This is a genomic window from Leucobacter sp. USCH14 (genome assembly GCF_037619215.1).
Classification (GTDB): Bacteria; Actinomycetota; Actinomycetes; order Actinomycetales; family Microbacteriaceae; genus Leucobacter.
This window is the reverse complement of the sequence record NZ_JAQPZP010000009.1, coordinates 79,862-100,192: the sequence shown is the minus strand read 5'-3', so window position 1 is coordinate 100,192 and position 20,331 is coordinate 79,862. Positions and strand designations below refer to the sequence as shown.

Annotated in this window: 17 protein-coding genes; 6 read left to right on the top strand and 11 right to left on the bottom strand. The window is 68.6% G+C overall.

Translation table 11 applies throughout. The annotated features are described in order from the left end of the window. Window positions 1–47 precede the first annotated feature (47 nt). The 3 genes from PQI23_RS10305 to PQI23_RS10295 are packed head-to-tail and all read left to right on the top strand — an operon-like array spanning window position 48 to window position 1,305. Complete coding sequence (locus PQI23_RS10305) at window positions 48–395, top strand: metallopeptidase family protein (RefSeq protein ID WP_339974220.1); 348 nt, start codon at window positions 48–50, stop codon at window positions 393–395. Then, window positions 386–694 (top strand): ATP-dependent Clp protease adapter ClpS, encoded by a 309-nt coding sequence (gene clpS / locus PQI23_RS10300; RefSeq protein WP_445238423.1) that lies wholly within the window; start codon window positions 386–388, stop codon window positions 692–694. The genes PQI23_RS10305 and clpS overlap by 10 nt, the downstream gene beginning before the upstream one ends. Then, window positions 691–1,305 (top strand): DUF2017 family protein, encoded by a 615-nt coding sequence (locus PQI23_RS10295; protein ID WP_339974217.1) that lies wholly within the window; start codon window positions 691–693, stop codon window positions 1,303–1,305. The genes clpS and PQI23_RS10295 overlap by 4 nt, the downstream gene beginning before the upstream one ends. A gap of 17 nt (window positions 1,306–1,322) precedes the next feature. Here the strand turns inward: PQI23_RS10295 and dinB are convergent, their stop codons facing one another. Then, window positions 1,323–2,540 carry a DNA polymerase IV gene (dinB, locus tag PQI23_RS10290; RefSeq protein ID WP_339974215.1) on the bottom strand — a complete coding sequence of 406 codons (1,218 nt, stop codon included), beginning with the start codon at window positions 2,538–2,540 and terminating at the stop codon, window positions 1,323–1,325. A gap of 26 nt (window positions 2,541–2,566) precedes the next feature. Continuing rightward, a complete protein-coding gene (locus tag PQI23_RS10285; protein ID WP_445238422.1) occupies window positions 2,567–3,562 on the bottom strand; it encodes a sugar-binding transcriptional regulator in 996 nt (331 codons plus the stop codon). Window positions 3,563–3,641: 79 nt separating this feature from the next. Between PQI23_RS10285 and PQI23_RS10280 the strand changes: the two genes are divergently transcribed. The 3 genes from PQI23_RS10280 (at window position 3,642) to glpK (ending at window position 7,780) form a co-directional block, all read left to right on the top strand. Continuing rightward, complete coding sequence (locus PQI23_RS10280; RefSeq protein WP_339974211.1) at window positions 3,642–5,363, top strand: glycerol-3-phosphate dehydrogenase/oxidase; 1,722 nt, start codon at window positions 3,642–3,644, stop codon at window positions 5,361–5,363. Between the two features lie 97 nt (window positions 5,364–5,460). After that, entirely contained in the window at window positions 5,461–6,222 is a 762-nt protein-coding gene (locus PQI23_RS10275) for an MIP/aquaporin family protein (protein WP_339974209.1), read from the top strand. Between the two features lie 43 nt (window positions 6,223–6,265). Beyond that, window positions 6,266–7,780 (top strand): glycerol kinase GlpK, encoded by a 1,515-nt coding sequence (glpK, locus tag PQI23_RS10270; RefSeq protein WP_339974207.1) that lies wholly within the window; start codon window positions 6,266–6,268, stop codon window positions 7,778–7,780. Between the two features lie 73 nt (window positions 7,781–7,853). On the opposite strand, the gene gatB is transcribed toward glpK, so the two are convergent. The 9 genes from gatB to PQI23_RS10225 form a co-directional block, all read right to left on the bottom strand. Beyond that, window positions 7,854–9,374 (bottom strand): Asp-tRNA(Asn)/Glu-tRNA(Gln) amidotransferase subunit GatB, encoded by a 1,521-nt coding sequence (gatB, locus tag PQI23_RS10265; protein ID WP_339974205.1) that lies wholly within the window; start codon window positions 9,372–9,374, stop codon window positions 7,854–7,856. Beyond that, window positions 9,374–10,924: an Asp-tRNA(Asn)/Glu-tRNA(Gln) amidotransferase subunit GatA gene (gatA, locus tag PQI23_RS10260; RefSeq protein WP_339974203.1), complete on the bottom strand. Its 1,551-nt coding sequence runs from the start codon at window positions 10,922–10,924 to the stop codon at window positions 9,374–9,376. The genes gatB and gatA overlap by 1 nt, the downstream gene beginning before the upstream one ends. An 8-nt stretch (window positions 10,925–10,932) precedes the next feature. Further along, window positions 10,933–11,253 (bottom strand): Asp-tRNA(Asn)/Glu-tRNA(Gln) amidotransferase subunit GatC, encoded by a 321-nt coding sequence (gatC, locus tag PQI23_RS10255; protein ID WP_339974201.1) that lies wholly within the window; start codon window positions 11,251–11,253, stop codon window positions 10,933–10,935. 66 nt (window positions 11,254–11,319) lie between these two features. After that, complete coding sequence (locus PQI23_RS10250) at window positions 11,320–11,961, bottom strand: DNA-3-methyladenine glycosylase I (RefSeq protein ID WP_339974199.1); 642 nt, start codon at window positions 11,959–11,961, stop codon at window positions 11,320–11,322. A gap of 130 nt (window positions 11,962–12,091) precedes the next feature. Further along, window positions 12,092–14,461, bottom strand: a complete 2,370-nt coding sequence (gene ligA, locus PQI23_RS10245) for an NAD-dependent DNA ligase LigA (protein WP_339974197.1) — start codon at window positions 14,459–14,461, stop codon at window positions 12,092–12,094. Between the two features lie 29 nt (window positions 14,462–14,490). Continuing rightward, window positions 14,491–15,639 (bottom strand): tRNA 2-thiouridine(34) synthase MnmA, encoded by a 1,149-nt coding sequence (mnmA, locus tag PQI23_RS10240; protein WP_445238424.1) that lies wholly within the window; start codon window positions 15,637–15,639, stop codon window positions 14,491–14,493. Window positions 15,640–15,763: 124 nt separating this feature from the next. Further along, on the bottom strand, window positions 15,764–16,957 hold the full coding sequence (locus PQI23_RS10235) for a cysteine desulfurase family protein (protein ID WP_339974193.1): 1,194 nt from the start codon (window positions 16,955–16,957) through the stop codon (window positions 15,764–15,766). 11 nt (window positions 16,958–16,968) lie between these two features. Then, the gene (locus PQI23_RS10230; RefSeq protein WP_339974191.1) at window positions 16,969–17,952 is read right to left on the bottom strand and encodes a tetratricopeptide repeat protein; all 984 of its coding nucleotides are present in this window, start codon (window positions 17,950–17,952) and stop codon (window positions 16,969–16,971) included. A 99-nt stretch (window positions 17,953–18,051) separates the two neighbouring features. Next, window positions 18,052–20,088 (bottom strand): glycosyltransferase, encoded by a 2,037-nt coding sequence (locus tag PQI23_RS10225; RefSeq protein WP_339974189.1) that lies wholly within the window; start codon window positions 20,086–20,088, stop codon window positions 18,052–18,054. Window positions 20,089–20,331: the final 243 nt, after the last annotated feature.

The window sequence follows — 20,331 nt, the reverse complement described above, 5'->3', positions numbered from 1 at the left end:
TGCGATCTTCCCCGACAGCGCGGGACGGTTCTGTGTAGGGTGAAGACATGCTCGACATCTCACACGAGGAGTTCGAATCGCTGGTCGCCGATGGCCTCGACTCGCTGCACGACGACATGCTCGCGCAGCTGGACAACGTCATCTTCCTGGTCGAAGATCGCCCGGCCGACGGCAGTGAGGTTCTCGGGGTGTACGAGGGGTTCTCGCTCGCGGAGCGCGCAGCCTACGGGTACGGTGAAGAGCCGGATCGCATCATCCTCTTCCGCGAGAACCTGCTTGGCCACTGCACGGATCAGGACGAACTCGTTCACGAGATCCGTGTGACGCTGGTGCACGAGATCGCCCACTTCTACGGGATCACCGAGGATCGCATCCACGAACTCGGGTGGGGCTGATGCAGGCGGCGCAGCCGGAGGCGCAGACGCGGCGTCTCGAGGAGCAGAAGAGCCTCGAGTCCCCCGTCTGGCAGACGGTGGTGTGGGACGATCCCGTCAACCTGATGTCGTACGTCGCCTTCGTATTCCAGAAGCACTTCGGTTTCACTCGCGATCGCGCGGAGGAGCTCATGCTCCAGGTGCATCACGCGGGCAGTGCGGTCGTCGCGGAGGGGTCCCAAGAAGCCATGGAGATGCACGTGGAAGCGATGCACGGATACGGGCTCTGGGCGACGGTGCGTCAGGCGGGTGAACTGTGAAGCTTCTGCCGCTGCCCGGCCAGGGGCTTCGCCTCCTGCTCGATCACGACGAGGCCGCGATGCTCGATCAGCTGGTCGCTCAGTTGATTCAGCTGCTGCAGAGCCACAGCAGCACAGCCCTCGATCCGGATCCCCTGTTCGCGAGCCTCGAGGTCGGCGGCTCTGATGCGACGCCGGACGACCCGGCCCTCGCGCGGCTGTTCCCCGATGCCTACGAGCAGGATGCTCCCGCCGGCGCGTTCCGCAGCGTGACCGAGCAGGGTCTGCTGAACCGGAAGCTGCAGGACGCCATGGATGTCACCGCGGCGCTGGGCCTCGGGGGCGGGGCTCCGGAGGACGGGGCGCTCGTCGAGGTGGATATCTCGCACGCGACGCTCCCCGCATGGGTGCGCACCGTCACCGCGCTCCGCCTTGCCATCGCCGCGCGAATCGGGCTCGATGCCCAGCAGGATCGATCCCGGCTTCTGGACGACGAGGAGACTCGCGGCACCGTTCTCGTGTTCGACTGGCTGGCAGCGATCCTCGAATCCGTACTGGCGATCGTCGAGTCGGGCGAGCCCGACGGTGACGATGCGGCTGCCGGCGACGCGCCGCCGCATTCTGAGGACTGAACCGACGGAGTGACGGGTCAGGTCGGCGTCTCCAGCGAGCGCGGATCGACGACCGCTCCCCGCCCCTTCAGCAGGCTGGCCGAGGTGACCCCGGAGGCGCCGAAGCGTTCGCGCACGTCGTCCACGGCCTGATCGACGGCGCGCCAGCCCTCGTCCTCACTCCAGAGGGCCGCGATGTCGGTTCCCGCGGGCATGAGCTGCTCGGCGCGCACGCCGATGAGCCGCACGGCCCGACCGCCGCGCTCGAGCGCGGAGAAGAGCTCCCGTGCCGTGTGATAGATCCGCTGCGTCGCATCGGTGGCCTCGGAGAGCGTGCGCGACCGAGTGATCGTCTCGAAATTCTCCCATCGCACCTTGATCGAGATCGTGCGCGCTTCCGCTCCCGCGCCGCGCAGACGCTCCCCCGTGCGGGTCGCCAATCGCAGCAGCTCCCGCTGCAGGGTTCCCGTATCGGTGACGTCGTGCGCGAAGGTCTCCTCGTGTCCGATGCTCTTCTCAGTCCGCGAGGTTTCGATCCGACGCGCATCGCGGCCGTTGGCGAGCTCGTGGAGGCGCCGCGCGCTCGCGGCGCCGACGATCCGCTCCAGCGACGGCAGCGGTTCGCGCGCGAGTTCCCCGACGGTGCGGATCGCCCGCGCGTGCAGCGCCCGCTCCGTCGCCTGGCCGACGCCCCACATCGCGCCGATCGGGAGCGGGTGCAGAAACTCGAGGGTGCGATGCGGAGGAATCTCGAGAATGCCATCGGGCTTCGCGCGCTGCGACGCGAGCTTCGCGACGAACTTCGTGCCCGCGAGACCCACTGACGCCGGGAGCCCCGTGCGCTCGCGCACCCGTTCTCGAATGGCTCGCGCGATCTCGACGGGCTGGCCGAAGAGGCGCACGGTACCCGCGACGTCGAGGAACGCCTCGTCGATGCTCAAGGGCTCGACGAGCGGCGTGAACTCCTGGAAGATCGACATCACCGCCTGGGACGCGCTGCGATACTTCGCGTAGACCGGCTCGACGAGGATGAGCTGCGGGCAGAGCTGCTTCGCGCGAGCGACGGGCATCGCCGAGCGCACCCCGAACCGCCGCGCCTCATAGCTCGCGCTCGACACCACGGAGCGCGCCGTATCGTGCGCCGCGGCGACCGGTAGACCCACCAGTTCCGGGCGCTCGAGCAGTTCGACGGAGACGAAGAACGAATCCATGTCGACGTGCAGCACCGAGGCGATCTCACGCGGCGACTCGAACATGTGTACTATTCCACCACGGCGCGCGCTCAGCCGCCAGCCTCGACGACGAGCCGCGCGAGCTCCTCGTCGACCACGAGCTCGGTGATGATGCGCGCTGCGAGGGCGCCCCGCAGGCTGTCGCGCTTCGCCGTGCCCGATACGACGCAGAGGCGGTGCGGGATTCGACGCACCGTGTCGAGCGACGGCCCGCTCGACCGCTCGTTCATCGCCACGCCGTCGGTGCTTCCGTCGCTGCGGTAGAACACCGTTCCGCAATCGCCGACGACACCCGCCCGGACGAGCTCCTGCAGATCATCGCGGTCGAGATACCCGCCCGAGTAGATCCGCGATCGCGGGTCTCCGATTCGCGAGCCGAGACCGAATACGTAGACATCGCTCGACGCCTGCAATTCGAGCACTCGGCTCACCGACCGCTCGCGCCACAGTGCACGTCGCGTGTCGGGATCATCGAAGATCGCGGGCACCGAGAACTGGTACACCGAGGCGGCGAAGGCATTGCCGAAGCCCCCGAGCAGTTCGGCGGCGTAGGAGACGCCGGTCGTGCGCACGTTCGCCGCCCCGTTCATCTGCACGACACGGGTCTCGTGCACGGTCTTCGAAGGCAGGTGCCGGGCGACGGCGCTCATGGTCGCTCCCCACGCGACCCCGATCGTCGCACGGTCGCCCACCGCGGCGGCGACGCGATGCGCGGCGGTGCGCGCCGTGCGCTCGAGCCGATCCGCCTCGGTCGCGCGCGCGGGCGATGCGACGACGTGCGCGGTGATCCCGTACCGCTCGGCAATCCGCAACTCGAGCTGGGATCGGGCCTCCTGCGGCGAATGCACTTGAATCTCCACGAGACCGGAGTCGCGCGCGTACGCGAGCAGGCGGGAGACGGAGGATCGCGACACGCGCATCTCCTGCGCGATGGCCTCCATCGTGAGATGCTGCAGGTAGTACAGTTGCGCGGCTCGCAAAGCCTCACGCGACCTGGACGAACTTGCAGTCATCACTGCCCCCTTCGCTCGCTTCGATGAACACATCATGCACATACGTGCAATGAGCTTGCAACTCGGTGCACAGCGGGTGGATGCTGACCTCGAACGTCGAAAGGTTGAAGCCATGAATGATCGCACGCCGACCACCCGACCCGCTGTTCGCAGCCTGCGGGATCGCCCTCACGCCGATGTCCTCATCATCGGCGGCGGGATCAACGGCATCGCGACGTTCCGCGAGCTCGCGCTGCAGGGCGTCGACGTCGCGCTCGTCGAACGCGGCGACTTCGTCTCCGGGGCGTCCTCCGCATCGAGCCACATGGTGCACGGCGGCGTGCGGTATCTCGAGAACGGCGAGTTCCGCCTCGTGCAGGAGGCGGTGACGGAGCGCAATCGCCTGCTGCGCACGGCCCCCCATTACGTGCGCCCCCTGCAGACCACCATCCCGATCTTCTCGACGTTCTCCGGCATCCTCTCCGCTCCGTTCCGGCTGCTGGTGACGCACGGCCGCGGCAAAGCCCGCGAGCGCGGCGCCGCACTCATCAAGATCGGCCTGACGCTCTACGACACCTTCTCGCGCGATGGCGGACAGGTGCCCCGGCACAAGTTCCTCGGGCGGCGCCGGTCCCTCGGCGAACTGCCCCGCCTCAATCAGGGGGTGAAGTACACCGCGACCTACTACGACGCCTCGATGCACGATCCCGAGCGACTCGCGCTCGACGTGCTCCACGACGGTCTCGTCGCGGGCGACGATCGCGCGCGCGCGGCGAACTACCTCCCGGCGGTCGGCTTCGAGAACGGAGCAGTGCAGGTACGGGACGAGGTCACGGGCGAGGTGTTCGACGTGACCGCGAAGGTGATCCTCAACACCAGCGGGCCCTGGACGGACCTCACGAACGAGGCTCTCGGTCAGGGAACTCGTTTCATGGGCGGCACCAAGGGATCGCATATCGTGCTCGATCACCCCGAGCTGCTCGCCGCGACCGCCGGTCGCGAGATCTTCTTCGAGCACTCCGACGGCCGCATCGTGCTGATCTACCCGCTGAAGGACCGCGTGCTGGTCGGCACCACCGACATCGATGCGGATCCCAGCACCCCGACGTCGTGCACGAGCGAAGAGGTCGACTACTTCTTCGATCTCATCTCCCACGTCTTCCCCGATATCACGGTCGATCGGTCGCAGATCGTCTACACGTTCTCGGGAATCCGTCCGCTCCCCCGGCACGACGACACCGCTCCCGGCTTCGTCTCCCGCGACTACCGCATCGAGGCCTCCGAGCGCGCCGGTGTGCCGCTGCTCAGCCTCGTCGGCGGGAAGTGGACCACCTTCCGGGCTCTCGCGGCGCATCTCGCGAACGACACGCTGGAGCTGCTCGGCGTTTCGCGCTCCGTCGGCACCGAGACGCTCGACATCGGCGGCGGCAAGGACTTCCCGAAGGGCCGAGCGGCCCGCACCCGCTGGGTGGCCGAGCGCGCCGACGGCAACGACCGCTCGCGGGTCGAGGCGCTGCTCGACCGCTACGGCACCCGCGCCGACGAGGTGCTCGCGGCAACTCCCGAGCACGATTCGCCCCTCGAGCTCCTTCCCGCTTACACGGCCGCGGAACTCGCCCACCTCGCGGCGTCCGAGCAGGTCGTGCACCTCGACGACCTGCTGCTGCGCCGCACGGCGATCGCCTTCCTGGGCGGACTCTCGCTCGACCGGGTGCGCGCCGCCGCCGAGGCGATCGCGCCCGCGCTCGCCTGGGATGAGGCCCGGGTCGACGAGGAGATCGCCCGCACGGTCCACCTGCTTCGCACCGCCCACCGCATCGACGTCGAACGCGGAGGCGTCGTCGTCGATATCTGAGCGGGCGAACCAGCGGGTGCGGAGCGCGAGCTCCGCACCCGCGCTCAACACCCACCGCGAGCCATTCACCTCGCATTTTTGAAAGGTCAACGACGACATGCCAGATGTCAATCTCGGTCTCTACTTCCTCTCCGAGTTCGTCGGTACCGGTCTCCTCATACTCCTGGGCTGCGGCGTCGTCGCCAACGTGGCTCTGGCGAAGACGAAGGGGAACGGCGGCGGCTTCCTGCTGGTCAACTGGGGCTGGGGCCTCGCAGTGTTCGTGGGCGTGCTCGGCTCCGCGTACTCGGGCGCCATCCTGAACCCCGCGGTCGGCATCGGGCTCGCGATCGCGGGCAAGATCAGCTTCACGCAGTTCCTCATCGCCACCGCAGCGGAGCTCCTCGGCGCCATCGTCGGCGCCGTGCTCTGCTGGCTGGCCTACCGCTCGCACTTCGACGCAGAGCCGGATCCCGCCGCGAAGCTCGGCGTCTTCTCGACCGGCCCCGCGATCCGCACCCCCTTCGGCAACTTCATCACCGAGGTCATCGGCACCTTCGTGCTCGTCTTCGCGGTCTTCGCATTCGCAGACTACGGCGACATCCAGGTCGGCGTCCCCGGAGGCCTCGGGCCCCTCACCGCGCTTCCCGTCGCGCTCGTCGTCGTGAGCATCGGTGCTTCACTCGGCGGCCCGACCGGCTACGCGATCAACCCCGCCCGCGATCTCGGGCCCCGCATCGCGCACGCGATCCTCCCCATCAAGGGCAAGGGCGGCAGCGACTGGGGATACGCCTGGGTGCCCGTCGCCGGGCCGCTCGTGGGCGGCGTCATCGCCGCGCTCCTCGCGCCGCTGGTGCTGGGACTCGCAGCGGCGGCCTGACCGGCCGGATCGCAAGCAACGAAGCTGACACGAAAGGAACACCATGTCCGAATACATCATCGCCATCGACCAGGGGACCACATCCACGCGGGCGATCATCTTCGACCGGAGCGGCAGCATCATCTCCGTCGGCCAGAAAGAGCACGAGCAGATCATGCCGCAGGCCGGCTGGGTCGAGCACGACGCCCTCGAGATCTGGCGCAACGTGCAGGAGGTGATCGGTATCGCGCTCGGACGCGCAGACCTGACGCGCCACGACATCTCCGCGATCGGGATCACCAATCAGCGCGAAACCGCCGTGGTCTGGAACCGCAAGACCGGCAAGCCGGTCTACAACGCGATCGTGTGGCAGGATACGCGCACGCAGGACATCGTCGATCGCCTCGCGGCCGACGGGGGCACCGACCGATTCAAGGACATCGTGGGGCTGCCCCTCGCGACCTACTTCTCGGGCACGAAGGTCGCGTGGATCCTCGAGAACGTCGAAGGCGCGCGCGAGGCCGCCGACGCGGGCGATCTGCTCTTCGGCACCACCGACAGCTGGGTCATCTGGAACCTCACGGGCGGCTCGGAGCACGGCGTGCACGTCACCGACGTCACGAACGCGTCGCGCACGCTCTTCATGGACCTGAAGACGCTCGAATGGCGCGACGACATCCTCGAGGCGTTCGGCGTGCCGCGTTCGATGCTGCCCGAGATCAAGTCGTCCTCCGAGATCTACGGCACCGCCGAGGACTCCTCCCTGCTGCGCGAGACGCCGATCGCCGGCATCCTCGGAGATCAGCAGGCCGCGACGTTCGGACAGGCGGCGTTCACCGCCGGCGAGTCGAAGAACACGTACGGCACCGGCTGCTTCCTGATCTTCAACACGGGCGAGGAGATCATCCACTCGAAGAACGGCCTCCTGACGACCGTCGGCTACAAGCTGGGAGACGGTCCGACGCATTACGCGCTCGAGGGGTCCATCGCCGTCACCGGCTCGCTCATCCAGTGGCTGCGAGATCAGCTCGGGATCATCTCCGACGCCCCCGAGGTCGAGCAGCTCGCCGACAGCGTGCCGGACAACGGCGGCGTCTACATCGTGCCCGCGTTCTCGGGGCTGTACGCGCCCTACTGGCGCCCCGACGCCCGCGGCGCGATCGTGGGGCTCACCCGGTACGCGAACAAGGGCCATCTCTCGCGCGCGGCGCTCGAGGCCGTCGCGTACCAGACGCGCGACGTGCTCGATGCGGTGAACGCGGATGCGGGCGTCGACCTGACGGAGCTGAAGGTCGACGGCGGCATGGTCGCGAACGACATGCTCATGCAGTTCCAGGCCGACATCCTCGGGGTTCCCGTGGTGCGCCCGGTGGTGGCCGAGACGACGGCGCTCGGAGCGGCCTACGCGGCCGGACTCGCGGTCGGCTTCTGGTCGGGGCTCGACGACCTCTCCGCCAACTGGCAGGAGGATCGTCGGTGGGAGCCGAAGCTCGACTCGGCAGAGCAGGAGCGTCTGCTGCGCCAATGGCGCAAGGCCGTCACCAAGTCGATGGACTGGGTGGATGAGGACGTGCGCTGATCTCGCGTCCTGAAACGCCTGTGGGGCGGCAGTTCACTGGAACTGCCGCCCCACAGGCGTTTTCGCATCGGCCCTACTCGGTGCCGGCCGCGCGTTCGAGCACGAGTTCGCGGACGCGGGCAGCATCGGCGGAACCGCGCATCGCCTTCATCACTGCTCCGATGATCGCGCCGGCCGCCTGAACCTTGCCGTCCCGAATTTTCGCGAGCACGTCGGGCTGTTGAGCGAGCGCCGCATCGACGGCCTCGATGAGCGCGCCATCGTCGGAGACGATCGCGAGCCCGCGCGCTTCGACGATCTCGGAGGCGGTTCCCTCACCATCGATGATGCCTGAGATGACCTGGCGTGCGAGCTTGTCGTTGAGCGTGCCGGCGTCGACGAGCTCCACCACTGACGCCACCTGTTCGGGCGTGATGAGGTCCGCCGAAGGAATCGAGCGCTCATTGGCGATCCGAGCGATCTCTCCGGTCCACCATTTGCGCGCGGTCTGCGGGGGCACGCCGACCGCCACGGTCTGCTCGATGGTCGAGAGCAGTCCCGCATTGACCAGGTCCTGGAACTCGAGTGCCGAGAACTGCCATTCGCTGCGCAGCCGGCGTCGGCGGAGCGTGGGATGCTCCGGCAGCTGCGCGCGCAGCTCCTCGACGAGTTCGCGCTCGGGCGTGAGCGGTGCGAGATCGGGCTCGGGGAAGTAGCGGTAGTCGTCGGCATCGCTCTTCCGGCGGCCCGGCGAGGTCTCCCCCGTGTCCTCGTGCCAGTGGCGCGTCTCCTGTGTGATGGAGCCGCCCGCATCGAGAATTTGCGCCTGGCGCTGGATCTCGAAACGGACTGCCCGCTCGATCGATCGCAGGGAGTTCACGTTCTTGGTCTCCGTGCGCGTGCCGAGCACCGACATCCCGGCGCCCTCGTTGCCGCGCGGCCGCAGCGAGACGTTCGCGTCGCAGCGGATGTTGCCGCGCTCCATCCGCGCGTCCGAGATGCCGAGCGACACCACGAGGTCGCGGATCGTCGAGACGTATGCCGCCGCGATCTCGGGCGTGTCCGCCTCGCCCCCGAAGATCGGGCGCGTCACGATCTCGACGAGAGGGACCCCGGCCCTGTTGTAGTCGACCAGCGAGTACTCGGCCCCCTGGATACGTCCGGTCGATCCGCCCACGTGATTCAGCTTGCCGGCATCCTCCTCCATGTGCGCGCGCTCGATGGGCACGTGGACGATGCGCCCCGAGGCGAGCTCGATCTCGACGGAGCCGTCATGGGCGATCGGATCGTCGTACTGCGAGATCTGATAGTTCTTGCCCATGTCGGGGTAGAAGTAGTTCTTGCGCGCGAAACCCGAGACCTCGGCGATCTCGCACCCGAGCGCCAGTCCGAGACTGATCGAGTAGCGCACGGCCTCGTGGTTGAGCACGGGGAGTGCCCCGGGCAGCCCGAGACATACCGGCGCGAGGTTGGTGTTGGGCTCAGACCCGAACACGTTGGGCGCGGTCGAGAACATCTTGGTCCGGGTGTTGAGCTCGACGTGCACCTCGAGGCCGATCACGGGCTCGAAGAGCTCGAGTGCGCGGTCGAAGTCAATCAGTTTGGTCTTGGCCATCAGTTCGCCGCCTTTCCGGCCCGGGCCGTCGCAAGGAATGCCGCATCGAGCTCCGGTGCCTGCGCCCAGAAGGGTGCATTGTCTCGATCGGCGATGAGCTGCTCGATCGCGCTGCCCGCACGGTACAGCCGCGCGTCCTCGAACGCCGGGGCCATGAGCTGCAGGCCGACCGGCAGGCCGTCTTCGCTCGCCGTGCCGATCGGCAGGCTGATCCCCGGGATCCCGGCGAGGTTCGCGGGGATCGTCGTCGCGTCGTTGAGGTAGTCGCGCATCGGATCGCCGTCGTGGGCACCGAGGGCCCAGGCCGTGGTGGGCGCCGTCGGCGACGCGATGACGTCGACCTGCTCGAACGCCGCTGCGAAGTCCCGCTGGATCAGCGTGCGCACCTGCTGCGCGCTGCCGTAGTAGGCGTCGTAGTATCCTGCGGAGAGCGCGTAGGTGCCGAGAATGATGCGTCGCTTCACCTCGGCGCCGAAGCCGACGGCTCGGGTCTCGCTCATCACACTTTCGACGGTGCCTCCCCCCTGCGGGGTCACGCGCAACCCGAAACGCACGGAATCGTACTTCGCGAGGTTGCTCGAGGCCTCGGCCGGGAGGATGAGGTAATAGGCCGCGACAGCGTACTCGAAGTGGGGGGCGTCGATCTCGACGATCTCCGCGCCCTGGGCGGAGAGCAGCGCGAGAGCCTCTTCGAATCGAGTCTGCACCCCGGACTGCACCCCGTCGATCATGAGCTGCTTCACGACGCCGATGCGCAGGCCCTTGAGCGACGCGGGATCGGCGCCCTCGCGCGCCGCCTGCGCCATCGACGGCCACGCGAAGTCGAGCGACGTGGAGTCGTGGCGATCGTGCCCGGCGATGACATCGTGCAGCAGCGCCGTGTCGAGCACGGTACGGGCGCAGGGACCGATCTGGTCGAGCGACGAGGCGAGTGCGATAGCTCCGTAGCGGCTCACACCGCCGTATGTGGGCTTGACGCCCACCGTCCCGGTGAGTGCTGCGGGCTGGCGGATCGACCCGCCGGTATCCGAGCCCAGGGCGAGCGGCGCTTCGAACGCGCTCACCGCGACAGCGGATCCGCCGCCTGAACCGCCCGGTACGCCATCGAGCTTCCACGGGTTGCGCGTCGGACCGTACGCGGAGTTCTCGGTGGAGGAGCCCATCGCGAACTCATCCATGTTCGTCTTGCCGATGGAGACGAGACCAGCTGCACGAGCTCTGGCGACGGCCGTCGCGTCGAAGGGCGAGCGGTATCCCTCGAGAATCTTCGAACCGGACGTCGAGGGCATATCGGTCGTCACGAGCACGTCCTTGATGGCGAGCGGCACGCCCGCCAGCTCACCGAGCGACTCTCCCGCGGCGCGGCGGGCGTCGATCCCACGGGCGGCCGCGAGCGACGACTCGCCATCCGTCGCGAGGAACGCGTTGAGCGCATCGTCCACCTCGGTGATGCGGTCGAGGTGCGCGCGTGTCGCCTCCTCCGACGACACCTCGCCGGAGGCGATCCGTGCAGCGAGATCCGCTGCCGTCATCTGAACCAATTCGCTCATACCGGCCCTCACTGCTCCTCACCGAGAATGGAGGAGACGCGGAACATGCCATCGGTCGCCTCCGGCGCATTCGCGAGCGCTTCCTCCTGCGTCAGCACGTCGGAGACGACATCGGGGCGCGTGACATTGCTCAGCGGGATGGGATGGCTGGTCGCGGGCACGTCGGGCGTCGTCACCTCGCTGACCTTCGCGATGTGGGTGAGGATCGAATCGAGGTCGCTCGTGAGCGATTCGACCTCGTCCGGGGTGAGTGCGATTCGTGCGAGGCCCGCGAGATGTGCGACGGTGTCCGCCGTGATCTCGGTGCTCGCCGCGCTGGTTTCAGGCATGCTGCTCCATCGGGAGGGGTCATCTGGGAACCCCACCATCCTATCGGCGGGGGCAGGGGCGGGATCTCAGCAGCGCCCGGCGAGGTCGGACGGCAGCTCGGCGCCCGTCCAGGCCCCGTCTCGCGACCACAGTCCCGAGCATGCGCGGCGGTGACTCGTCACCAGGTGCGCGTCGACGATGCCGATCGCCGTCATGAGTGCGTACACGGTAGTCGGACCGACGAAGGCGAACCCGCGGCGTTTCAGTTCGCGCGCCAAAGCCGCCGACTCGGGCGACGTGGCCGGAACGTCGACATCGCGCTCGGGAGCAGGCGAGCGTTCAGGACGGAACGACCAGACGAGCGCAGCGAGCCCGCGTCCCTCCTGTTCGCGCAGACGCAGCGTCGCTCGGGCATTCGAGATCGTCGCTGCGATCTTCCGGCGGTTCCGAATCAGACGCGCGTCCGCCAGCAGACGACCGACGTCGGCTTCGCCGTACTGGGACACCCGTTCGACCGAGAAGTCGTCGAATGCCTCCCGGAACGCATCCCGCTTCCGCAAAACGGTGAGCCACGAGAGTCCGGACTGGAAGGCCTCGAGCGAGAGCCTCTCGAAGACCCCGTCGTCGTCGAACACCGGCATCCCCCATTCGGTGTCGTAGTACGCGGTCAAGAGCGGATCCTGGTTCGCCCAGGCGGCTCGCATCGGAACGGCGTCGTTCTCTTTCATCAGCACTCCTTCACGAGATCGGCACGGCGCTGCGCGGCGCGCAGTCCCGGCACATCACCTCACCGTAGCCGCGGAGTCTCGATACCTCCTCGCGTTCCGAGAACCTGTGGATAAAACGGCAAAATCGCGTTCAATCGTCGTCTGTGGACGAAGCTGCATCTCCCGTGAGCGCCGACGGACCCTGTGTCACCAGGAGAGCGAACTGCGCCGCATCGAGCACCGGAATGCCGAGCTCCTCCGCCTTCGCCAGCTTCGAACCGGCCCCGGGTCCGGCCGCCACGAAATCCGTCTTCTTCGAAACGCTGGACGCGGCCTTTCCCCCGGCGGCGATGATGGCCTCGGTCGCACCTTCCCGCGTGAAGCCCTCCAGCGACCCGGTCGCGACGACCGTGAGCCCTGAGAGCACCCCTCCCTCCGCGGCGGCACCCGGGCCGGCGTGCCCCGGCGTGGACCACTGGACACCCGCTGCGGCCCAGCGATCCACGATCTCGCGATGCCACTCGACCTCGAACCACGCCCGCAACGACTCCGCGATGATGCTCCCCACCCCATCGACTTCGGCGAGCGCCTCCTGCGTCGCCGCGCGGATGGCATCGAGCGAACCGAACCAGTCCGCGAGGGCGCGGGCCGCCACCGGCCCGACGTGCCGTATGTTCAAGGCCACGAGAAGACGCCAGAGGGGCTTGGTCTTCGCCTTCTCGAGCTCGGCGAGAAACGTCTCGGCGTCGCGCGACGGCAGCACGACGCGATGGTCTTTCCGCAGCCCGGCCTTGCGTCGTTCTGCAGGGGTCATCCCCTCGGCGGCGGGCGGATACTCGTACGCGACGCGCTGGAAGGGTGCGCGCCGCACGAACGCACCCGTCGCCTCATCGACGCGCTGCTCGCCGGTCTCGCTATCGCGGACGATCACTTCGATCGGCACGATCTCCTCGAGCGTGAGGTCGAAGAGACCCGCCTCGGTTTCGAGGGGCGGGACGGCGGGGATCTCCGGTTGCGTCAGAGCGGCTGCGGTGATCTCGCCGAGCACCTCGATGTCGAGCGCTCCTCGCGAGCCGATGTGCTCGACGCGCCCCCGCACCTGTGCGGGGCACGCACGCGCGTTCGGGCAGCGCAGGTCGATGTCGCCCTCCTTCATCGGGCGGAGCGGCATGCCGCACTCGGGGCATGTTTCCGGCATCTGCCATTCGCGCTCGGTGCCGTCGCGCAGCTCGAGCACCGCCCCCAGCACCTCGGGGATCACATCGCCGGCCTTGCGCAGCACGACGGTGTCTCCGATCCGGACGCCCTTGGCCTGAACGACCTGCTGGTTGTGCAGCGTCGCCTGGCGCACCGTGGACCCGGCGACCTTCACGGGCTGCATCACGGCGTAGGGCGTTGCGCGCCCGGTGCGCCCCACTCCGACGCGGATGTCGAGCAGGCGCGTGTGCACTTCTTCCGGCGGGTACTTGTATGCGATCGCCCACCTCGGGGCACGGCTGGTCTCGCCGAGTTCGCCGTGCAGGGACAGCTCATCGACCTTCACGACGATGCCGTCGATCTCGTGCTCGACATCGTGGCGGTGCTCGCCCCGATCCTCGATGAAGGCCACGACCTCGTCGACCGTCTCGAGAACACGCGAATGCGGTGACACTGGGAGCCCCCACGCCGACAGCAGGTCGTAGACCTCCGACTGATTCTCGATCGCCGGATCGGGCCATGCGCCGATTCCGTGCACGTACAGCGACAGCCTCCCCAGACGGTCGCGCATCAGTGCGAGCTCGGCGTCGGACTTCTTCTCCGAGCGCTGGCGCAGACTCCCCGCTGCCGTGTTCCGCGCGTTCGCGAATTCGGGATACCGAACCGGGATCTGCTCGGCGGCGCGCCCCTTCGCCATCTGCTCGGCGGCGAACGCCTCCTGCAGCTCGTGCTGGCGCTCGTTCAATTCGGAGAAGTGCGCACCGGTCAGAAACACCTCTCCTCGAACCTCGAAGAACGACGGAAAGCCGGTACCCGTCAGTGTGCGTGGTATCGCCGGGATGAGCTCCACGTTCTCGGTGATGTCCTCCCCCACGCGCCCGTCGCCGCGCGTCGTCGCGGTTTCGAGCACTCCGTCACGATACGCGAGGTTGATCGCCAGACCGTCGATCTTCAGCTCGGACAGCCATCGCACGGGGCGGCCCGCAGCGGCGGCGACCTTCACCGCCCACTCCCGGAACTCTTCGACGGAGAAGACGTTGTCGAGGCTGAGCATGCGTTCGGCGTGCTCGTGCTCGGGGAATCCCGCGGAGACCACGGCAGCGCCGACCTCGCGCGTCGGGCTGTCCTGGCTCGCGAGTTCGGGGAACGCGCGCTCGATGGCTTCGAGTCGATGGAACATCTCGTCGTACTCGGCATCGGAGACCAGGCTGGCCGCTTCCGAATAGTAGGCGGTGCGCAGGCGCTCGATCTGCTCCGAGAGACGCTCCGCCTCCTCGCGTGCCGCGTCGAAGTCGTCCGGGGTCTGCTGCGCGTTCGTGCTCACGCATCCAGTGTATGAGCGAGGGGAGACATTCAGGAGCGGGTTGCGGCGGCCTCGAGAGGTACTGCGCGATCGATGGTGAACTGTCCCAGAACCCGGGTTCCCACGTAGAGCACCGCGGTCTGTCCGGGGGCCACGCCCACGAGGGGCTCCGCGTGCTCCAGGTCGATGTCGACGATCACCTCGTGCGTCGCTTCGGCACGGTGCGATTCCGTCCGCTCGGCCTCGTGGATCGGAGCGAGCCGGGCGAAGGCCGGCACCGGGTCGGCGTGGGCGCGAATCTGCACATCGCAGCTGAAGCGCTCCGACAGCTCGAAGCCGGGTTCACCCGCCCAGCTGAAGCGACCGCCGGCGATCCGTGAGATCTCGAGCTGCTGCTTCGGGCCGACCACGACCTGATTCGACACCGGCCGGATCGACAGCACGTACCGGGGCTTCCCGTCGGGAGCGGGACGTCCGAGCTGCAATCCGCGCCGCTGGCCCACCGTGTACCCGTGCGCACCGTCGTGGCTGCCCACCACCTCGCCCGACTCATCCAGGATGTCGCCGGGTACCCGGTCGACATGCCCCGAGAGCCACCCGCGGGTGTCACCGTCGGGGATGAAGCAGATGTCATGGCTGTCCGGCTTGTGAGCCACCTGGATGCCCCGCTCGGCCGCTTCCGCTCGGATCAACTGCTTCGACGGCGTATCGCCCAGCGGGAAGTAGCAGTGCTCGAGCTGGCGCTCCGTCAGCACGCCGAGCACGTACGACTGATCCTTCGCCCATGCACTCGCACGGTGCAGCTCGGGCCCGTGCTCTCCTGCTGCGAGTGTCGCATAGTGCCCGGTCGCGACCGCGTCGAAGCCGAGCGCCATGGCCTTGTCGAGCAGCGCGGCGAACTTGATCTTCTCGTTGCAGCGCATGCACGGGTTCGGCGTACGGCCCGCGGCGTACTCGGCGATGAAGTCATCGACGACGTCTTCCTTGAACCGTTCGCTGAGATCCCAGACGTAGAAGGGGATGCCGAGAAGATTCGCAGCGCGGCGCGCATCCATCGCGTCCTCGATCGTGCAGCATCCTCGCGACCCCGTTCGGATCGTGCCGGGCATGCGACTCAGCGCCAGATGCACGCCGACGACTTCGTGACCGGCCTCGACGGCGCGGGCGGCAGCGACGGCCGAGTCGACGCCCCCGCTCATCGCTGCCAAAATCTTCACCAGAGCATTCTAATCGCCCGGCGCGCGCACGTCGACTCTGCGAATCGGGCGAGTGCCTCGGCGAGCGCAGCATCTCCAGCGCTCAGCCGGGCCATCGCCGGGAGTGTCAGCTGAGACCGGCCGCTCGAGCCGATCGCACCGCCTCCGGGAGTGCACGAATCAGCGCGTCCACCTCGGCCTCGCTCGTGCTGTGACCGAGCGTGAACCGCAGCGCTCCCGCTGCGACTTCCGGCTCGAGCCCCATCGCGAGCAGCACGTGCGAGATCTCCGCGACCCCCGCCTGGCACGCCGACCCGACCGACACCGATACTCCCGCGGCGTCGAGCAGGAAGACGAGCGAGTCCCCCTGGCACCCCGGAAATGTGAAGTGGGCATTGCCCGGCAGCCGCTGCGGGCCGACGGGGGCACCGCGGAGCACCGAAGCGGGGTCGGCCGCGCGCACGCCGGCGATGAGACGGTCGCGCAGGAGTTCGAGGCGTGCGATGCCGGACTGCCGGGGCTGCCCGTGCTCATCGAGCACCGATTCGAGCGCCGCCGCGAAGGCGACCGCGCCTGCGACATCCTGTGTGCCTGATCGGGAGCGCTGCTGACTTCCGCCGTGCATCAGCGGATCGGCGGTCACGCGTCGGCCCAGGATCAGCGCACCGACCCCCACCGGGCCACCCACTTTGTGCGCCGACAGGCTGAGCGCTGCAGCGCCCGATTCCGCGAAGTCGACCGGCACCTGGCCGAGGGCGGACACCGCGTCGACGTGAGCCGGAATGCCATGGGCGGCGGCGATCCGACACAGTTCCTGGACGGGCTGCACCGTGCCGACCTCGTTGTTCGCCCAGAGGAACGACAGCACGGCGACCCGATCCGCGCCCGCACTCGCGATCGCGGTCTCGAGCGCCTCGACGGAGAGGCGTCCGCTCGCGTCGATCGGGACTCCGACGAGCTGCGCACCCTGCGTGTCGCGCAACCACTCCGCCGCCTCCATCGTGGCGTGATGCTCGCCTTCTGCGACCAGCACCACTGGTCCCGCACCGGCGCGACGTCGAGACCAGTACAGTCCCTTCAGCGCCAGATTGATCGACTCCGTGCCGCCCGCCGTGAAGATGAGCTCCGCGTGATCGCAACCGACGAGGTGCGCGATGCGATCGCGCGAGGCCTCGAGCAGTTGGCTGGCGTGCTGTCCGTGCCCGTGCGTCGAAGCCGGGTTGCCGACCGTGCGGAGCGCCTCGGTGTAGGCGTGGAGCACGTGCTCGGGCATCGGTGACGTCGCTGCGTGATCGAGATACGCCCGCACGCCGGCTCTCATGCGTCGCCCGCTCAGTACAGGAGGTTCGCGAGGCGGCCGCGCGCCGCGGCGACGCGCGGATCGCTCACGCCCACGACCTCGAACAGCTCGAGCAGGCGACCGCGAATGACAGCGCGGCCGTCCGCGTCCTGCTCGGCGAAGAGATCGAGCAGACGCAGGAACGCATCCTCGACGTGCCCGCCCGAGACGTCGAGGTCCGCCACCCGGAGCTGCGCCTCGACATCCGACGGCGCGCTCGCCGCGCCGCTTCGAATCTCGTCGGCGGTGAGGCCCTGCAGACGATGCAGCAGCTTGACCTGCACGAGCGCCGCACGGGCGTCGGCGTCCGCCGGGGATCGCGTCAATACGGCCTCCCACTCGGAGATGGCCTGCGCGTAGTCGCCGCGCTCCGCGGCCTCGATCGCCGCGAGGTGCGCAGCGGGGATCTCGGGCTCGGCCGGCGCAGCGTTCTCGTCCTCACCGGCTTCCGGCGCGTTGACTCGCCCTGCGACCCCGTGCTGCTCGGCGAGCTGCAGCAGTTGTGCGTAGAACTCGCGCACCTGGTCCTCGGGAACGGGCCCTTGGAAGAGCGGCACGGGGCGCCCGCCGACGAGTGCGACGACCGTGGGAATGGCCTGCGCCTGGAAGGCCTGCGCCAATCCGGGATTGCCGTCGGCATCGATCCTCGCCAGCATCGCACGGCCGCCGAGCTCGCGCGTCACCTTCTCGAGTATCGCGCCGAGCGCTGTCGAGGGCTCGCTCCGCTGCGACCACAGCAGTGCAACGACCGGAACGACGTTCGAGAGCTGCGCGGCCTGCTCGAACGAGGCGTCGGTGATGTCGACCACGAGGGAGGGGACGTCGACGACGGACGCGCCTGACGCGCCGGTGGCACCCGCCCCCGGCGCACCCGCTGCGGAAGCCGGGCCCGTGTGCTGGGAGGACGCGCCGCGAGCCGCCAGGTGGCTGAGATCCACCCCTCCGCCGGGAATGCGCTCCGGAATCTGCTGGGTCATCGTTGTCGGTCCTTTCTCATGTTGTGAATCCTCGGCCGCTTCCGGGAACGACCCCCGCGGCCACCGGCTGACGCGGCCCGGTGTCGGGCTTCGAGCAGGCTAGTCGGATACGCCGACGAGCTCACTGGTCACGCCGAGCAGCTCGATCTTCGCACCGTCGGACTTGCTGGGGACGAAGAACAGCATCTGATGCGCGACCTGCTGCACGAGGCGCTCCTGCTCGCCCTCCAGGCCCGAGAGCGCGGTGATCGCTCCCTGCGCCTGCGGCTTGAAGCGCCCGCCGGCGGCGTCGACGATCTGCTCGTCGATGACGGTCGTCGCGACCAGCGCTCCGCCCGCCCCCGTCGAGAGCGCGACGGCGGGCGCCTCTCCCTGTCGAGCTGACGCGCTGTACTTCATCGTCTGCCCCTTCTCGTCCGACTGCTGCTGTGCAGAGGCCGCACGAGCTTTGCCGTAGTTCTCGAGCAGGGTGTCGCTCTGCAGGTCGAACAGGTCCGCCTCCGGCGCCTCGGCGCCGTTCTCGAGGAGGGAGGCGTACGCGTCGCCCACCTGAGCGGGAGGCAGTACGAGCGTCTCGATGTCGTTCGAGAGCAGCGCCGTGCCGTCTTCCGCCGGCGCTGCCTGCGGCATCGAAATACCGCCCCGCAGCGCGATCACGCGCGACACTTCGAAGTTCTCCTGCGGAGACTGCTGCGTCAGGATCAAGGCGAGCGACGGAGAGGTCTGCTCCTCCGTCGTCTCCTCGCCCTCGGCCGCGTCGGCCTCCGCCGCGCCGGAATCCTCAGAGCCATCCGCAGTGCCGTCGGCAGCCGCGTCCGCATCGGTCTTGCCCGAGGATGAGGCGACCGTGATGAATGCGGTGCGCGGCCAGGACTCGGTGCTCTGCACCAGTGCGTAGTCGAGTTCTTCGTCCGTGATGCGCGGCGGAACCACGGCGTACTCCGGCACCGCAGCGCGGATGGTGTAGTTCGCGGTGCGCTGGGCGAGCGCGTCGCCCACGAACCGTTCGCTGAGCGCCGCGGCATCCAGGTCGTCATCCCCCTGATTCGCAGCGGCCGAGATCTGCTCGACGATCCGGTGCAGTTGCCCCTCGGTCACCGGCACCGGCGCGATCGAGGACGGCTGCGCGGTCGGCGTCTCCTCCACAGTCCTCGGGCCGACCTGCGGCCAGTAGTCGGCCGAGCATCCGGTCAGTCCGAGCACCGCGGCGATGCCGAGAACCGGCACCACGCGTCGCGCTGACAGCGCACGGCGCTTCGGGGACCGCGTGCGAGCGGACGCCGCGCCGGAGCCCGCACGATCCTGCAACGACATCGACATACGTTCTCCTCGGGATGCTGCTTCGGTATCGGAATCCACTCGCGGCGATTCCGCCCGACTCCGACGTTTCGGTCGCGCGAAGGTGTTGCGCAGGCCCTGCAGCGGACCGCGTCGCCCGCGCCTCGGACCGAGCCCGCGCCGATCGTGATCGATCGCGAGCAGATAGAGCACCGCGCCGACGACCGCGAGAAGACCCCCCGCCGCCAGCAGCGGCCCGGCCCACGGCGTACTGCGATCCTGCGCCCACACCAGCGTCAGTTCGCTCGGTACCGGATCCGTCCCGTTGGTCGCGATCAGCACCGACTGGTCCACGGCGATCGAGATTGGCACGCGAAGCGTCTCCGTTTCGTTCTCCGCTCCCGCCGAACCGCCGACGCCGTCGATGTAGCGCGAATCGAGCCACAGGTCGCTGCCCCGCGGGTCGAGACCCTCGGCCGCCTCGTCGGGCGCGGTCGCTTCGGCACCCGACCCGGCGACGGACGACTCGACGGGAGCGCCCGGGATGAGGGCGGTGAGGAGTCGCTGCTGTCGCTGGTCGATCGTGAGTTCGGCATGCGGGAAGGGTGCCAGCCACGCATCGACGTCGCGCGTCATCGCCGTGGCGACGAACGCGTCGGCGCCCTGCACGACGACGTTCGCCTGCCCGGGGACCTTCGCGAACTCCGTTCCATCCACGACGGCGAATGCCGCCTCCGACTGGGTGTCGACGGGCAACCTGATCTCGGCCGGACCGGCGAGAAACGTGCGCTGCCCGAGCCCCAGGAGCAGAAGCACTCCAGACAGCACGAGCACTGCGATCGCAAGCGCATGTCGCACGGGATCTCCTCTACATTCGCGTTCGTCCGGGCCGAGCGACGGCCGCCGCTCGGCCCGGACGCGGTGGTTCAACCTCCAACGGTACCCGAGCTTCCCGGGCGTGACATGAGGACGCCGAATTCCGCCGGCTGCGAGCAGACGCTTCGCAGGTCCGGCTCCCCCGTGATGCCGGGTCCGTTACGCTATCGTTGGGGGGCAATCGTGTTCTCGTCGCGACCCCGTGGGTGCGCGACGACTTTCAGC

What these genes read in the sequence shown, in the direction of transcription:
- PQI23_RS10305 (WP_339974220.1), top strand. Translation starts at nt 48, where the DNA reads ATGCTCGACATCTCACACGAGGAGTTCGAATCGCTGGTCGCCGATGGC.
- mnmA (WP_445238424.1), bottom strand. Translation starts at nt 15,639, where the DNA reads ATGAGCGGGGGCGTCGACTCGGCCGTCGCTGCCGCCCGCGCCGTCGAG.
- PQI23_RS10250 (WP_339974199.1), bottom strand. Translation starts at nt 11,961, where the DNA reads ATGAAAGAGAACGACGCCGTTCCGATGCGAGCCGCCTGGGCGAACCAG.
- gatA (WP_339974203.1), bottom strand. Translation starts at nt 10,924, where the DNA reads ATGAGCGAATTGGTTCAGATGACGGCAGCGGATCTCGCTGCACGGATC.
- PQI23_RS10280 (WP_339974211.1), top strand. Translation starts at nt 3,642, where the DNA reads ATGAATGATCGCACGCCGACCACCCGACCCGCTGTTCGCAGCCTGCGG.
- PQI23_RS10235 (WP_339974193.1), bottom strand. Translation starts at nt 16,957, where the DNA reads ATGAGAGCCGGCGTGCGGGCGTATCTCGATCACGCAGCGACGTCACCG.
- dinB (WP_339974215.1), bottom strand. Translation starts at nt 2,540, where the DNA reads ATGTTCGAGTCGCCGCGTGAGATCGCCTCGGTGCTGCACGTCGACATG.
- PQI23_RS10230 (WP_339974191.1), bottom strand. Translation starts at nt 17,952, where the DNA reads ATGACCCAGCAGATTCCGGAGCGCATTCCCGGCGGAGGGGTGGATCTC.
- PQI23_RS10285 (WP_445238422.1), bottom strand. Translation starts at nt 3,562, where the DNA reads ATGTGTTCATCGAAGCGAGCGAAGGGGGCAGTGATGACTGCAAGTTCG.
- glpK (WP_339974207.1), top strand. Translation starts at nt 6,266, where the DNA reads ATGTCCGAATACATCATCGCCATCGACCAGGGGACCACATCCACGCGG.
- gatB (WP_339974205.1), bottom strand. Translation starts at nt 9,374, where the DNA reads ATGGCCAAGACCAAACTGATTGACTTCGACCGCGCACTCGAGCTCTTC.
- gatC (WP_339974201.1), bottom strand. Translation starts at nt 11,253, where the DNA reads ATGCCTGAAACCAGCGCGGCGAGCACCGAGATCACGGCGGACACCGTC.
- PQI23_RS10275 (WP_339974209.1), top strand. Translation starts at nt 5,461, where the DNA reads ATGCCAGATGTCAATCTCGGTCTCTACTTCCTCTCCGAGTTCGTCGGT.